General features: G+C 60.9%; 14 protein-coding genes and 1 tRNA gene. 12 read left to right on the top strand and 3 right to left on the bottom strand.

Annotated features, from left to right (window positions below; genetic code table 11):
- Positions 1–27 precede the first annotated feature (27 nt).
- The 9 genes from argS (at position 28) to V8J81_RS10640 (ending at position 7,790) form a co-directional block, all read left to right on the top strand.
- Positions 28–1,755 (top strand): arginine--tRNA ligase, encoded by a 1,728-nt coding sequence (gene argS / locus V8J81_RS10680; RefSeq protein WP_368475733.1) that lies wholly within the window; start codon positions 28–30, stop codon positions 1,753–1,755.
- Positions 1,756–1,831: 76 nt separating this feature from the next.
- Entirely contained in the window at positions 1,832–2,911 is a 1,080-nt protein-coding gene (locus V8J81_RS10675) for an SPOR domain-containing protein (protein WP_368475732.1), read from the top strand.
- A complete protein-coding gene (locus V8J81_RS10670) occupies positions 2,908–3,912 on the top strand; it encodes a glycoside hydrolase family 3 N-terminal domain-containing protein (protein ID WP_368475731.1) in 1,005 nt (334 codons plus the stop codon). The genes V8J81_RS10675 and V8J81_RS10670 overlap by 4 nt, the downstream gene beginning before the upstream one ends.
- Positions 3,905–4,699 carry a segregation and condensation protein A gene (locus tag V8J81_RS10665; RefSeq protein ID WP_368475730.1) on the top strand — a complete coding sequence of 265 codons (795 nt, stop codon included), beginning with the start codon at positions 3,905–3,907 and terminating at the stop codon, positions 4,697–4,699. Before V8J81_RS10670 ends, V8J81_RS10665 begins: the two co-directional genes overlap by 8 nt.
- The gene (gene scpB, locus V8J81_RS10660) at positions 4,696–5,385 is read left to right on the top strand and encodes an SMC-Scp complex subunit ScpB (protein WP_368475729.1); all 690 of its coding nucleotides are present in this window, start codon (positions 4,696–4,698) and stop codon (positions 5,383–5,385) included. The genes V8J81_RS10665 and scpB overlap by 4 nt, the downstream gene beginning before the upstream one ends.
- 97 nt (positions 5,386–5,482) lie before the next feature.
- Entirely contained in the window at positions 5,483–5,674 is a 192-nt protein-coding gene (locus V8J81_RS10655; protein WP_368475728.1) for a hypothetical protein, read from the top strand.
- Positions 5,675–5,756: 82 nt separating this feature from the next.
- The gene (locus V8J81_RS10650; protein WP_368475727.1) at positions 5,757–6,734 is read left to right on the top strand and encodes an SH3 domain-containing protein; all 978 of its coding nucleotides are present in this window, start codon (positions 5,757–5,759) and stop codon (positions 6,732–6,734) included.
- Between the two features lie 144 nt (positions 6,735–6,878).
- Positions 6,879–7,070 (top strand): hypothetical protein, encoded by a 192-nt coding sequence (locus V8J81_RS10645; RefSeq protein ID WP_368475726.1) that lies wholly within the window; start codon positions 6,879–6,881, stop codon positions 7,068–7,070.
- Positions 7,071–7,175: 105 nt separating this feature from the next.
- Positions 7,176–7,790, top strand: coding sequence for an MliC family protein (locus V8J81_RS10640; protein ID WP_368475725.1), 615 nt, complete (start codon positions 7,176–7,178; stop codon positions 7,788–7,790).
- 154 nt (positions 7,791–7,944) lie between these two features.
- Here the strand turns inward: V8J81_RS10640 and glnA are convergent, their stop codons facing one another.
- Both glnA and V8J81_RS10630 read right to left on the bottom strand, forming a co-directional pair.
- The gene (glnA, locus tag V8J81_RS10635) at positions 7,945–9,351 is read right to left on the bottom strand and encodes a type I glutamate--ammonia ligase (protein WP_368475724.1); all 1,407 of its coding nucleotides are present in this window, start codon (positions 9,349–9,351) and stop codon (positions 7,945–7,947) included.
- A gap of 56 nt (positions 9,352–9,407) precedes the next feature.
- Entirely contained in the window at positions 9,408–9,746 is a 339-nt protein-coding gene (locus tag V8J81_RS10630) for a P-II family nitrogen regulator (RefSeq protein WP_368475723.1), read from the bottom strand.
- 157 nt (positions 9,747–9,903) lie between these two features.
- Between V8J81_RS10630 and V8J81_RS10625 the strand changes: the two genes are divergently transcribed.
- Positions 9,904–11,520 carry an NAD(P)H-hydrate dehydratase gene (locus tag V8J81_RS10625; RefSeq protein WP_368475722.1) on the top strand — a complete coding sequence of 539 codons (1,617 nt, stop codon included), beginning with the start codon at positions 9,904–9,906 and terminating at the stop codon, positions 11,518–11,520.
- A gap of 161 nt (positions 11,521–11,681) precedes the next feature.
- On the opposite strand, the gene V8J81_RS10620 is transcribed toward V8J81_RS10625, so the two are convergent.
- Positions 11,682–12,176 carry a Hint domain-containing protein gene (locus V8J81_RS10620; RefSeq protein WP_368475721.1) on the bottom strand — a complete coding sequence of 165 codons (495 nt, stop codon included), beginning with the start codon at positions 12,174–12,176 and terminating at the stop codon, positions 11,682–11,684.
- Positions 12,177–12,452: 276 nt separating this feature from the next.
- Here V8J81_RS10620 and V8J81_RS10615 point away from each other — a divergent pair.
- Positions 12,453–12,537 (top strand) — tRNA-Leu (locus tag V8J81_RS10615).
- A gap of 387 nt (positions 12,538–12,924) precedes the next feature.
- A complete protein-coding gene (locus tag V8J81_RS10610) occupies positions 12,925–14,310 on the top strand; it encodes a transposase (RefSeq protein WP_368475720.1) in 1,386 nt (461 codons plus the stop codon).
- Positions 14,311–14,707: the final 397 nt, after the last annotated feature.

Here is a 14,707-nt window from a genome sequence, read left to right as displayed (position 1 = left end):
CGCGCGGTATCCAAAAAGGACACCGCTATGACCCTGTTCGACCAGATCCGCGAGGCCGTTCTCGCCGCCATTGAGACGCTTTCTGCCGAGGGCACCTTGCCCGCCGGGCTGGAAACACGCGCGATCACGGTCGAGCCGCCCCGCGATGCGGCCCACGGTGATATGGCGACGAACGCGGCGATGGTGCTGGCCAAGCCCGCGCAGATGAAGCCCCGCGATATTGCCGAGGCGCTGGCCGCCAAGCTGGCCGATGATCCGCGTATCGACAGCGCTGAAGTGGCGGGGCCGGGGTTCCTCAACCTGCGTTTGGCGGCGTCGGTTTGGCAGGGGGTCGTAGCCGATGTCGTGGACCGTGCGGCCGCTTTCGGGCGCTCCACCAAAGGGCAGGGACGGCGCGTAAACGTCGAATATGTCAGCGCAAATCCCACCGGGCCGTTGCATGTGGGTCACACCCGTGGCGCGGTCTTTGGCGATGCACTGGCCTCGTTGCTGGATGCGGCGGGCTATGGCGTGACCCGCGAATACTACATCAACGACGGCGGCGCGCAGGTCGATGTCCTCGCGCGGTCGGTCTATCTGCGCTACCTGGAGGCTCACGGGCAGGAGGTCGCATTCGAGGATGGCACCTATCCCGGCGACTACCTGATCGAGGTCGGTCAAGCGCTGAAAGACAAGGTCGGCGATCAGTTCGTCGATAAGGGCGAGCAGTACTGGCTGGCCGAGATCCGCGAATTCGCCACCGAACGCATGATGGGCCTGATCCGCGAAGATCTGGCCATGCTTGGCGTCGAGATGGATGAGTTCTTCTCCGAAAAATCGCTCTATGGCACGGGTCGGATCGAGGATGCGATCAACGATCTGCGCGACAAGGGTTTGATCTATGAAGGCGTGCTTGAGCCGCCGAAAGGCAAGAAGCCTGAGGATTGGGAACCGCGCGAACAGACGCTGTTCAAGTCGACCGACCACGGTGATGACGTGGACCGCCCGGTGATGAAATCCGATGGCGCCTGGACCTATTTCGCCCCCGACATCGCCTATCATTTTGATAAGGTTTCCAGGGGCTTCGATGAGCTTATTGACGTATTCGGCGCCGATCACGGCGGCTACGTCAAACGCATGAAAGCTGCGGTCTCAGCGCTCAGCGATGGTAAGGTGCCGCTCGACATCAAACTGACGCAGCTGGTCAAACTGCGGCGCGGTGACGAGGAACTGAAGATGTCTAAACGCGCGGGCACGTTCGTAACGCTGCGCGATGTGGTTGAGATGGTAGGCGCCGACGTGACCCGCTTCCACATGCTTACCCGCAAGAATGATGCGCCGCTGGATTTCGACGTCGACAAGGTGCGCGAGCAGTCCAAGGACAACCCGGTCTGGTACGTCCAATACGCCCATGCGCGCATCCATTCGGTGCTGCGCAAGGCGGCGGAAGCTGGCATCACACCCGACACTGCGAACCTGTCGGCCATCGCTGATCCGGCGGAACTCGCGCTCGCCGCAAAGCTCGCCGAATACCCCCGCATGATCGAAGCTGCGGCCGCCACGCACGAGCCGCACCGCATCGCCTTCTACCTCTACGACCTCGCATCCGACTTCCACGCGCTGTGGAACAAAGGCAATGCCGAGCCGCATTTGCGCTTCTTCCAAGAGGATGATCCATCGGCAACATCCGGGAAACTTTGCCTGATTTCCGCCGTGGCGATTGTCATTTCAAACGGCCTTGGTATTTTGGGCGTGAAACCGGTCGAACAAATGTGAGGCGCAAGACCTCCCGTCGCGCCGGTCGAGCAAGTGACATCGGGCCGCCCAAAAGGCTCGGGCGAATGAGGCAGGCATGGCAGATATCCAATATTCCGGGGAATACGCCCCCGAGTCTGGTTACGACTATTCCCATGATTATGCGCAGGATCAGGCGCAAGCGGCGGCTGACGTCAGCCGCGTGACGCAGTTGATCAACTGGGCCGGCGCGGTGGTGTCTATCGGTCTGGTGGTCGGCATGGCGATCTGGGCCTGGCAGCTTTTGATGCGCGATGTGACCGACGTTCCGGTGATACGGGCGATGGAAGGCCCGATGCGCGTGGCCCCCGAAAATCCGGGCGGTGCTGTGGCCGAAAATCAGGGCTTGGCTGTGAACCGCCTGGCGGAAGGAGCAGAGGCCGCCCCGGTTCCGGATCAATTGGTCCTGGCACCTGCGCCGATGGACTTCGACGATGTGCCTGAGCTTGAGCAGGCCTTCGAAAGCGCCTCCGCAGCGGCGGTTGCGCCCGTTGAAGAACCCGTTGACGCGCCTGCCGTTGTCGCCGAAGTCTCGCCAGAGGCCGAGGCCCCCGTCACTGCTGAAGACACTGAGGCCCTGATCGAACGCTTACTGGCTGAGGCGCAGCCCCTTGAAGGCGAGGAAGAAAGCGCTCTGCCCAACGCGGCGGAAGAGCCTGAACTTGTGGCCCGTGCCGACACAATCCCGATCTCCGTGCCTGGTGTGCGCCGGTCGCCCCGGCCCGCCACGCGTCCTGCGGACATTCAAGCCCGGGCAGAGGCAGCGGCAGCCGCCGCAGTCGTCGCTGCGGCAGCAGCCGCCGCCGCACCGGAGGCCGAAGCCGCCCCTGCCGCGGATGAGCCTATCGGCGCGGACGAATTCGAAATCGCAGCCTCGGAGCTTGAGACAGGCACCCGCCTTGTCCAGCTTGGCGCGTTTGACACGCCCGATCTGGCCCGCGCCGAATGGCAGCGGCTGTCGCAGACTTATCCTGACTTCTTTCTTGGACGGGCGCGGGTGATCGAACAGGCCTCCTCCGGTGGGCAAAGCTTCTACCGCCTCCGCGCCCATGGATTTGGCGATCTGTCGGCCTCTCGCAGGTTCTGCGCGGCGCTTGTCGCGCAAGGCGCGGCCTGCATCCCGGTTACGGTTCGGTGACACAAGCCGCGACGATCTTCGGCTGCGAAGGCACGGCCCTCTCTCGCGATGAAAAATCCTTTTTCGCGGAGGCGCAGCCATGGGGTTTCATCCTCTTCACGCGGAACATTAACAACCCCGCGCAGCTATCTGCTTTGACAGCTGAATTGCGCGATTCCGTTGGCCGCTATGCGCCCATTCTGATTGATCAGGAAGGCGGGCGGGTGCAGCGCATGGGTGCCCCCCATTGGCGGCAATGGCACCCCCCGCTTGAGACAGCGGCCAAGGCTTCGGACCCCGTCCGCGCGCTCTACCTGCGTTATCGCCTCATCGCGGAAGAGTTGCGTGCCGTGGGCATCGACGTGCAATGCGGCCCCACTGCCGACGTGGCCCGCGACAGCACGCACCCCTTCCTGCAAAACCGCCTATACGCCTTCGATGCCGAAATGGTCACCGACCTGTCCCATGCCGTGGCCGAGGGGCTGACCGATGGCGGCATTCATCCGGTCGTTAAACATATTCCCGGCCATGGCGCGGCGACGGTGGACAGCCACCATGACTTACCGCGCGTGACGCTTGACCGAGCTGCGCTGGATGCAACCGACTTTGCCGTGTTTGAACAGATGGATCACATCATGATGGGCATGACCGCCCATGTTGTGTTCGAGGCGATTGACCCCGACCTGCCCGCCACCCTGTCGCGCAAGGTCATGCAAGTGATCCGCGAAGACATTGATTTCGATGGTCTTTTAATGACCGACGACCTGTCGATGGGCGCGCTTCCGGGCTCCATCGGGGAACGCGCCGCTGCCGCCCGCGCCGCAGGATGCGACATGATCCTGCACTGCAATGGTGAGCGGGCCGAGATGGAAGAGGTGCTGGAAAACTGCGGCCAACTCAGCGGGGCCGCACAGGCGCGCGCAGACACAGTCATTGCCCGCCGACCCGAGGCTCAACCGCTTGACATCCAAGCCGCCGAGGAGGAACTCTCAAGCCTTCTGGGCGGAGAGGTTTATGTCTGAGGCCGGGCAACCCGCAAACAGCGACGATTGGGATCAGGTGACCGCCCGGCGTGAGGCCGAGGCGCTGATTGTTGATGTCGATGGGTTCGAGGGCCCGCTGGACCTTTTGCTGACACTCTCGCGTACTCAAAAGGTCGATCTGCGCAAGATCTCCATCCTTGCTTTGACCGAGCAATATCTCGCGTTCATTGAACAGGCGCGTCAGTTGCGCATCGAATTGGCCGCCGATTACCTGGTCATGGCCGCATGGCTCGCCTTCCTGAAGTCGAAGTTACTTTTGCCGCCAGAACCCGGTGATGAAGGCCCGTCCGGCGAAGACCTCGCCGCCCATCTGGCATTCCAACTCGAACGCCTCGCCGCGATGCGCGAATGCGCAGCCAAGCTGATGGCGCGCGACCGTTTGGGCCGCGACCGTTTCGTGCGCGGTGCGCCACAGGCCATGACCACGAACCGCAAGATCACCTACACCGCTGGCCTCTTGGACCTCATGCAGGCCTATGCCCGCATCCGCACCAAGGACGATTTCCGCCCCTATGTGATGGACCGTGAGAAGGTCCTGACGATGGAAGAGGCGCTCGACCGCCTGCGCGGCATGGTCGGCTATATGGGCGAATGGGCCGATCTGATGAGCTACCTGCCGGAAACCTGGACGAAAGATCCCAAATCCCGCCGCTCCGCCACCGCCGCCAATTTCGCTGCGGCTTTGGAGTTGACGAAGGCCGGAAAGGTTGAGATCCGCCAATCCGACACCTTTGAGCCCATTCAACTGCGCCGGAAAGACACATGAGCGAGCAGACTGAGAAAACCGAGGAAAGCCTTTTCCGTGCCCCTCCTTTGGCGGAGCAGGAGCGGATGCTTGAAGCGCTTCTCTTCGCCTCTGCCGAGCCAGTCAGCCTGTCGGAGATGGAGGCGCGGATGCCCCACGGCTCCGACCCGGCGGAGGCGTTGGTGCTGCTGCGCAAGCGGTACGAGGGCAGGGGTGTGCACGTCGCCAAGGTGGGTGATGCCTATGCCTTCCGCACTGCCGCCGATCTGGGCTTCCTCATGGCGCGTGAGCAGGTAGAGCAGCGCAAACTCAGCCGTGCTGCCATCGAAACGCTCGCCATCGTTGCCTATCACCAGCCTGTCACCCGCGCCGAAATCGAAGAAATCCGCGGCGTTTCCGTCAGCCGGGGCACAGTCGATCAGTTGATCGAGCTGGAGTGGATCAAGTTCGGCCGTCGCCGCATGACGCCGGGTCGCCCAGTGACTTACGTGGTCACGCCCGAATTCCTCGACCATTTCGGGCTGGAGAATGCGCGCGATTTGCCGGGCCTCAAGGAACTCCGCGATGCGGGTCTTCTGGAAAGCCGACCGCCAGACGCCGAAGGCGAAGATACGTCAGAGCCGCAGCGGGATGCAGATACTGATGATATGTTCGACGACGACCCGGATGCGGCCTTGGATGAAGACGATATCTTCGAGGATGAGTAAGGCGTTCCAGCACCCCATAATGGCCGGTCGCCACATTTATTCCCAAATGCAACGATAAGTCCCGCAGACACACATTCTGACTGGGAAAAGGCACCCCATGGACCGCATCCTGAATATGATTATCCGCCGCGTGATCGGGCGCGTTGTGAACCGTGGCGTCGATGCCGGCATTAATGCCGCGACCCGGCGCGGTGGCGAAAACTCCCCAGAAGATCGCGCACGCGGGCAAGCGACAGCACGCAACGCCAAAGGCGCTTTGCGCATGGCCCGGCGGATTGGGCGCTTCTAAGCCAAGCGGCCAAATCCACCCTTGGGTCTGCCGCCAAACCACGGCAGGGTGTGCGTGCTCAATTTGAGAGGACAACACCACAATGATTACCCGATTGACCCTTAGCACGGGGGTATTTCTCCTCGTTTCCGGGGCCGCGCAGGCGCAGGCTTACCTGTGTCCCGGCTTCGGTGATGTGGACGTGCGCATCACCTTGATCGAAGGCACGGACGCTGCAGTGGCCGAGTTCATCGCCGGGGCAGACAACCCGTCTGGCGGGGGCGATCCCGTTACCATGCGGTCGCAAAGGGGCGGCGACGGCATCACATATGCGGGCGGCGATCTGTTGCTTCGGGGCACTGGGGACATCGCGGATCTGACATCCGGTGATGTCTCGGTTCACTGCACGCTGGAAGGGGCCGAGGCCACGTCAGCCCCAGTCGAGCAACCCGTTGAAACCGTTGAAGAGACTGAGATCGTTGAGGTCCCGATCGATGACGGAGCGGGTGAGGCCACGCCCGATGCCGCAGGCGGCGCGAACATCCCTGCCATATCCCTCGGCGGCAATTTGCGCGCCGGGCCGGGCACAGAATTTGCCGATGTCGGTGGATTGGACGAGGGCACGGAGATCATCCTGCAAGCCGATACCGGCGTCACCTTCAATGGCTACTCCTGGTGGGAGATCATCCTGCCAAGCGGTGAGCAGGCCTTTCAATGGGGCGGCGTAATCTGCGTGCCTGGTGGCGGCGTGTCCGGTGTGATCGAAGATGGAGAATTGTGCCCCTCAGTGGATGCTGAAACCGGCGTAGGCGAAGCAACGGCGGATGCCAGCGGGGCGGCAGATATTGCCGCGATTTCGCTTGGCGGCAATCTACGCTCCGGCCCCGGCACGGCGTTTCCGGATATTGGCGGACTGGAAGAAGGTACGGCTATCACGCTCCTTGCCAACAGCGGCATTCCCTTCAATGGCTATGATTGGTGGGAGATTGAGCTGGCCGACGGCCAGATCGCCTTCCAGTGGGGCGGGGTGATCTGCGTGCCTGCAGGCGGCGTCAGCGGCGTGCTGGAAAGCTGCCTGTAAACAGAGTCTGGACCGCGCGCCGGTGGTATTGAAGCCACAGGTCGCGGCCCTCTGCTGACCCGCGTCACATTCTGCCCAGATTTCGCCACATTTCGCCGCCAACTCTGGCTCAAGATCAATAAAAACAGATCATGAGGCAGAGTAATGGAGCGGATCGTCAGCAGCGTTTTGCGCTTTTTCCAGTCGGTGGACACACCGCGCACCGAAATCCACGTCAACCGGATCGCCATGGGCAGCAGCCATGACCGGGCGCTCGCGGCCTTCAAAGCCGATCAGGCGCGGATCGCCAGCAAGCAGGACGGCGCGACCTTCGCGTCCAAACGCGCGGCAAAGTAAGCGACGCACATCTCGTGCATTCAAGCGCCCCAGCCGGGGCGCTTTTTTTCTTTGTGCTGAGATCTTTGTGCGGCAATCATCCCCCATCAGCTTTGGGGAATTAGCATGAAATACAAAACCGCTTTTGTCGTTTTGGCCATGACGGCGGGTGTGCCAAGCGTTTCGTTTGCGAACGTGAGTTACGCCTGCGGTGCGCTAAACGGCATCGAATTCACGGCCACTTACTTCGATGAGGAGGACGTCGTTGGCGTAGATGCACGCAACCAATCCAACGGGCAAGTGACGCGAGCGGTATTGAACCCCGCCGTCTCGGGCAGTGGGTCGCGGTTCTTTGATCCTTCCACAGGCCTCGATTTCGTCGAACATCAGGGGCAGGCCTTTCTCACCACGGCCTCGGGCGCGCAGTTCAACTGCGTGGTGACAAGCATTGACGAGCCCGGCGGCAGCCAGGCGGGCGGTGGCTACGACCCGCAGGTCGGGCCTTTTCCAGGCTTTTCTTTCGGCGGTAATCTTCGCGGTGGACCGGGAACCAACTTTGCCGATGTCGGCTCAACGTTCGAGGGGCAGCCGATCACTTTGGTGACGGACACGGGCATCTTCTTTAACGGCTATTCATGGTGGGCTGTGCAGTTGCAGAACGGGCAGGACGCTTATCAATGGGGCGGATTGCTGTGTGCGCCGGGCCTCCAGCTTGCAGGTATCTTCAACGAGGGGTGCTGAGGCGGATTATCGTCTGATTTCTGGTTAACAAGAATTCGAAAACCTCGAAAAAACATATGATTAGCCCCGCTGCTCACGCGTGAGCAGCGGCGCCAACAAAGCAAGAAAAAGGGCGCCCCGCCGGGCGCCCTTTCCTGTCTCTGACAGCGGCTGATCAGCAGCTGTAGTACATTTTGTATTCCATCGGGTGCGGCGTGTGCTCGTAGGCATAAACCTCTTCCCACTTGAGCGCGCAGTAGCCTTCGATCTGGTCGCGGGTGAACACGTCGCCTTTCAGCAGGAACTCGTGATCGGCTTCCAGCTCGTCCAGTGCTTCGCGAAGCGATGCGCAAACGGTCGGGATACCAGCCAGCTCTTCCGGCGGAAGATCGTAAAGGTCCTTGTCCGACGGGTCGCCGGGGTTGATCTTGTTCTGGATACCGTCGAGGCCAGCCATCAGCAGGGCCGCGAAGCAGAGGTAGGGGTTTGCCGCCGGATCGGGGAAGCGAGCCTCCACGCGCTTGGCCTTCGGGCTTTCCGTCCACGGAATACGCACACAGCCCGAGCGGTTGCGAGCCGAGTAAGCGCGCAGAACGGGGGCCTCAAAACCCGGGATCAGACGCTTGTAGGAGTTGGTCGAGGGGTTCGTGAATGCGTTCAGCGCCTTGGCGTGCTTCAGGATGCCGCCGATGAACCACAATGCCTCATCCGACAGATCCGCGTATTTGTCGCCTGCGAAGAGCGGCTTGCCGTCCTTCCAGATCGACATGTTCACGTGCATGCCCGTGCCGTTGTCGCCCGCGATGGGCTTGGGCATGAACGTCGCCGACTTGCCATAGGCGTGGGCCACGTTGTGGATGATGTACTTGTACTTCTGAAGCTCGTCGGCCTGCTTTGTCAGGCTATCGAAGATCAGGCCAAGCTCGTGCTGGCAGCTCGCCACTTCGTGGTGGTGCTTATCAACCTTCATGCCGATGCGCTTCATCGTCGAGAGCATCTCAGAACGCAGGTCCTGGCCCGCATCGATTGGGTTCACCGGGAAGTAGCCGCCCTTAACGCCGGGACGGTGGCCCATGTTGCCCATCTCGTACTCGGTGTCGCCGTTCCAGGACGCGTCCTGGGCGTCGACCTCGTAGGAGACCTTGTTGATCTCAACCGACATGCGGACATCGTCGAAGACGAAGAATTCGGCTTCGGGGCCGCAATAGAACACGTCGCCGATGCCCGAGGACTTCAGATAGGCTTCGGCCTTCTCGGCGGTGCCGCGCGGGTCACGCTCATAGCTTTCGCCGGTGTCCGGCTCAACGATGGAGCAGTGCAGGCAGATGGTCTTTTCCGCGTAGAACGGATCGACATAGGCGCTGTCGGTGTCGGGCATCAGCTTCATGTCGGAGGCTTCAATGCCTTTCCAACCGGCGATGGACGAGCCGTCAAACATGAAGCCTTCCTCAAGGAAGTCCTCATCGACCTGATCCGACATCACGGTGACGTGCTGCAGCTTGCCGCGCGGATCGGTGAACCGGATATCGACGTATTCCGCGTCCTCGTCCTTCACCATTTTCAAGAAGTCTGCTGTGCTCATTCTGACCTTCCCTTTGGTTCAAATAGGCCCCGGTCGGGGGTGTTTCGTAGTTTGGATTAGATAGCGTCTTCGCCCGTCTCACCGGTCCGGATACGGATCGCCTGGGAGATGTCGGACACGAAAATTTTGCCGTCGCCGATCTTGTCGGTCTTGGCGGCGTTAATGATGGTCTCGATCGCTGCGTCGGCCTGATCTTCGCTCAGAACGACCTCGATCTTCACCTTCGGTAGGAAGTCGACGACATATTCGGCGCCGCGGTAGAGCTCCGTATGGCCTTTCTGACGACCGAAGCCCTTCACCTCGGTCACGCTAAGGCCTTGCACGCCGATTTCTTGGAGGGCTTCCTTCACCTCATCCAGCTTGAACGGTTTGATGATTGCTTCGATCTTTTTCACGGGCCGACTCCCCTCGCCATCTCTTCGATGTTCTGACACCATCTTGGGCAGGGGGCGTCCATGAGTCAGGGGGAGCGGTGGTCAATCTTTGGGCGGAATCTGAGGTGGCAGGTCACTTATTGTGCAAAGCGATCAAAAAATAGGCGAAACTGAATCAATGACTGATATGCGCCTGCTGACGGCTGCAGAGATGCGCGGTTTGGAGACTGCTGCCATTGCGTCCGGTGAGGCGACGGGACCGGACATGATGGAACAAGCCGGCGCAGGCGTGGTGCAGGCAGTCCTGTCGCGGTGGCCAGAGTTAAGGGACGGCCCGCGTCGCGCAGTGGTTTTGTGCGGGCCGGGCAATAATGGAGGGGATGGATACGTCATCGCGCGGCTGCTGGCGCAGCAATACTGGGACGTTTCCGTGTTCGGCATGGGAGAGGGCGACGCCATGCCCCCGGATGCGGTGGCGAACCGACGCCGTTGGGAGGATATCGGTGAGGTTGCCCCGCTCGAACAGGCCTCGGCCGATGGAGCGGACCTGATTGTCGACGCAGTATTCGGCACAGGCCTCAGCCGCGGTTTTGCGCCGCCTGACCGCGTTGGGGGCTTGTTTCATAACCTGTTCGCGGATGGTTTCTGGGGCCATGGCCGCGAACTTGCCCCATATGTCGTCGCGGTCGACGTGCCGTCGGGGCTGGATGCGGATAGCGGAAAGGTCCTTTGGACTGACAGCCAATGGTGCGGGGATATCGCTGCACATCTGACAGTCACGTTTCAGCAACCCAAACTGGGGCATGTCCTTGCCGATGGGCCTGCGCAGTGTGGAGATCTTGAGGTTGTAGACATCGGCCTAAAAGACCGTTCGCAAGGCATTCCTTTGGCGCGGCTGCCTGACCCGTTGTTGGCGGAACCGTCTTTGCTGAAAGGTGTGTTAGAGGCGCACAAGTTCGACCACGGGCACGCGCTGGTTCTGACAGGGGGCATGGGGCGCACCGGGGCCGCGCGCCTTGCGGCACGTGGAGCGTTGCGCATTGGGGCGGGGCTCGTCTCATTGGGTGCGCCGGGGTCCGCGATGATGGAGTGCGCGGCGCAAATCAGCGGGCTGATGTTGCGGCGATGTGGGGATGCGGACGGCTTACGCGCAGCACTCGAAGATGACCGTATCAATGCCCTTTGCATCGGGCCGGGCTTCGGGATTGGCGAGACGCAGATCGCGATCGTTCAGACGGCTTTGGAGATTGCAGCGAACCGAGGGGCGCGCTTGTCTGTGGTTCTGGACGCGGACGCCCTATCGAATTTTTCTGGTCAGCCTGACGAAATTGTCCCTCATCTGGCCGACGTCGGTGTCATCACACCCCATGGCGGTGAGTTCGCCCGGGTATTCCCTGATTTGGCGGCCCGGATGGCAGAACGTGCGACCCACGGCCCGGCTTATTCTAAGGTCGATGCCGCGCGGGAGGCGGCCGAGCGCGCGCAATGTGTGGTGGTGTTCAAGGGCGCGGATACTGTGATTGCGGGACCCGATGGTGAGGTCGCCGTCCATGCTGCCGCTTACGGGCGCGCGGCCCCTTGGCTTGCGACCGCAGGATCGGGGGATGTCTTGGCCGGGATCATCACGGGTCTTTTGGCGCGTGGGTTTGAGCCCTTCTTGGCCGCTCAGGCCGGTGTGTTTCTGCATGTTGAGGCGGCGCGCAGCTTTGGGCCGGGATTGGTTGCCGAGGATTTGCCGGATCTTTTGCCCAAGGTCTTGCGCCGGATTGAGATCGACGCCGACCTGAAAAAGTAAGCGGCGCCCTGTCCCGGGGCGCCGCTTGAAATCCGTGAGAGGGGGGGCGGTCTGCAACGCCCTTGTTCACGGTATCGGACGCTACTTCGCGTCCTCTCCTCCGTGGCGTGTTGTGCGTCGCCACTGCCACCCGCACGCAAACACCGTGCGGACTGACCGGGTTACTTCGCCGAGGCTGCCACCTTCGGCTTGTCTGCGGAGGCAAGCTCCAACCCATCAGCATAGAGGATCTCTGGTGCGCCGAAGTAGAGCGACAGCATGATCTGCCGTCCGCCGGTTTCGGTGCGAATAAAGTTGCCGTCCACAAGGCGGGCGGCGGGAACTGCGGCGATGTCCTTGCCCCAAAGGGTCTTGGCGCGCCAATCACGCACCAGCACGCGCTGGCCGGGCATCAGGATGACATCATTGGACGGTTTGCCGCCCAGTGCATCGGCCGACACGCGGACGCGCGGTGTGCCTTCCGGCAAGTTGTGGCGCATCACCGCTTTCAGAGTGCGCACACCACGCCGCGTGATCACGCGGTCGCCGGGGTTCAGGAATTCTACGGGGATCGCGCCGTCCAAAGTCAGGACCTGCGTTCCGGGGGCAAGACCAGCTTCACATGCGCCAGCTTTGCCACCCACACCGGCCTGCGGCCGCGGGGTTGCATCTGTCATTTTGATACCTGCTCGTTCGTTCGGGCACTTTGTGCCTCGTTTATGTGAACGCGAGGTTACGGCATCCTCACCCATAGGGCGAGTTTTTTCTTCGATGTGGATCGTGGTGTCGGTCATGTGTCTTCCCCTCAGGTTTCGGGTGGCAGCCCGTTGATGGGAGATACCTCGCGTGAGATTCGGGCATAATCTGGGCGAAAGGTGGTTACGCTTAGGTTAATGCTGAGGAGTTTTTTGGCCTCGCAATGCCCGGCATGTCCTGCTAAACGCACCGCCGATGCGGGTGTGGCGAAATTGGTAGACGCACCAGATTTAGGTTCTGGCGCCGCAAGGCGTGGGGGTTCAAGTCCCTCCACCCGCACCAAAACACAAAAAAAGTATTTTATGATCAAATAGTTAACATGAAATAATCTTGCTTCATCCACCCTGCAGACCACCTTCCTTCTTTGCGTCGGTTGGTCTCGCTTTGAACTGAGCTGACCCAAATTTGCGTTCTGGAATTTCAACGCTGTTCGCACTATCGCCCCCAACAACAGCACATTGTACCGAGTCCGGGACGCTACCTGGATGTGCTCCAAATCTGCTATGGGCGCTTGTAACGATGCAACGCGGGGCAGCCTTCAGTGCGTACCCCTCAATTGCATCTAGCGGATCTCTGAAGTTTATGAAGGGCGTATTGCGTTGAAAAACTCATCGTTGATTGAGACGTAATTCGCTGATTCAATTGCCTCAACGAGCGGGGGCATTGGCGATGATGGGACCGAGGCAGGAAGCGCAGGCGGCGCTGTTCTACGAGTTCTCGCTGGAAGACCATGTTCCGCAAGACCACCTGTTGCGGTCGATTGATCGCTTTGTCGATTTGACCGGCATTAGGTCGTACCTCGCGGATTTCTACAGCCACACCGGGCGTCCGTCGATCGATCCTGAACTGCTGATACGCATGCTGCTGGTTGGCTACTGCTTCGGCATCCGTTCCGAGCGGCGTCTGTGTGAAGAGGTGCATCTGAACCTGGCCTACCGCTGGTTCTGCCGCCTTGATTTGAACGATCGCGTTCCCGACCATTCCACCTTTTCCAAGAACCGTCATGGCCGCTTCCGCGAGAGCGAGCTGCTGCGCCATCTGTTCGAGACGACGGTGGCAAGGTGCATCGAAGAAGGGCTGGTCAGTGGCCAGCGGATGGCGATTGATGCCAGCCTGATCGAGGCGGATGCCAACAAACAGAACTCGACACCGAAGGAAGAGTGGGACGTATCGACCATCGATCCGGCAGATGCGCCTCGCGCAGTTCGCGAGTATCTCGACACGCTGGACGAGGCCGCATTTGGTGCCGCCAGCGAGGTGCAGCCCAAATTCACCTCGCATTCCGACCCGGCGAGCCAGTGGACCGCGGCTCGTAAGGGGCCAGCGTTCTTCAGCTATTCTGACAACTACCTGATCGACACAGACCACGGCGTGATCGTAGATGTCGAGGCGACGCGTTCCATCCGGCAGGCAGAGGTTGGATCGACCAAGACCATGCTGAAGCGGGTGAAGGCGAAGTTCGACCTGCATCCTGAACGTCTAATCGCGGACACGGCCTATGGCACAGGGCCGCTTCTAGGCTGGCTGGTCGATCGCAGAATCGCGCCGCACATACCAGTCTTTGATAAGTCCGGTCGCAACGATGGAACTTGGACGCGTGCCGACTTTGAGTGGGACGCCGAGAACGACCAGTACATCTGCCCCGAGGGCCACGCCCTGAAACAATTCCGCCGGAACTACTCAGACCCAACCAGGGGGCCAACGGGCAAAGGCACGGCTCGATACCGAGCCTTGAAAGATGTTTGCCAGGTCTGCCCATCCAAAGCCGAATGCTGCCCCAGGGCCGATGCCCGCAAGATCACCCGCGAAGAACACGAAGACGCTCGGCAGGTCGCCCGCAACATCGCAAAAACCCGCCAGTACGGCATCTCGATGAAGCTTCGGAAGAAGGTCGAGATGCTCTTCGCCCATCTCAAACGCATTCTTGGCTTAGGTCGGCTCCGACTACGCGGGCCATGCGGTGCAAATGACGAATTTCTCCTTGCCGCCACCGCCCAAAACCTCCGCAAATTGTCCAAGATCTTTCCTGCACCGCAGCAAACACCAAAAGCCTGACAAGAAAGGCACTCGCACCCCGTTCAGACCGCGGCTTTCTGCGCCAGAAACACGTTGTTTTTCCACAGAATCGGCGGAAACCGGACCTTCGCTGCACTTTGCACAGAGGTCCGTTAAGCGAGCTGCGACTGCAGCGTCCCGAACCTGCGTCCAAGGTCGGGAATGGGCCGTTCGCGACGGTTGGTCGTAAACTCTTGCCTGTGGCCTATGACTCCCGAGATTTTCTGCACCGAGACAGCGAAGGGTGCTCTCGGACCCAGTCGTGGTGCCCTCGAGCATTCAATATCGAAAGCATCTGCGAACCAGTGGCCGACTTCACAAGTAGCGCCGATGAGATAAAGGGATTCGTCGCAATAGTGTATCGTGAAAGAATGTTTGTTTGGTACGTGCCAATCCA

It is taken from the genome of Gymnodinialimonas sp. 202GB13-11 (assembly GCF_040932485.1).
Lineage (GTDB): Bacteria > Pseudomonadota > Alphaproteobacteria > Rhodobacterales > Rhodobacteraceae > Gymnodinialimonas > Gymnodinialimonas hymeniacidonis.
Note: the sequence above shows the minus strand (reverse complement) of the source record. Positions and strands in the feature narration are given on the sequence as shown.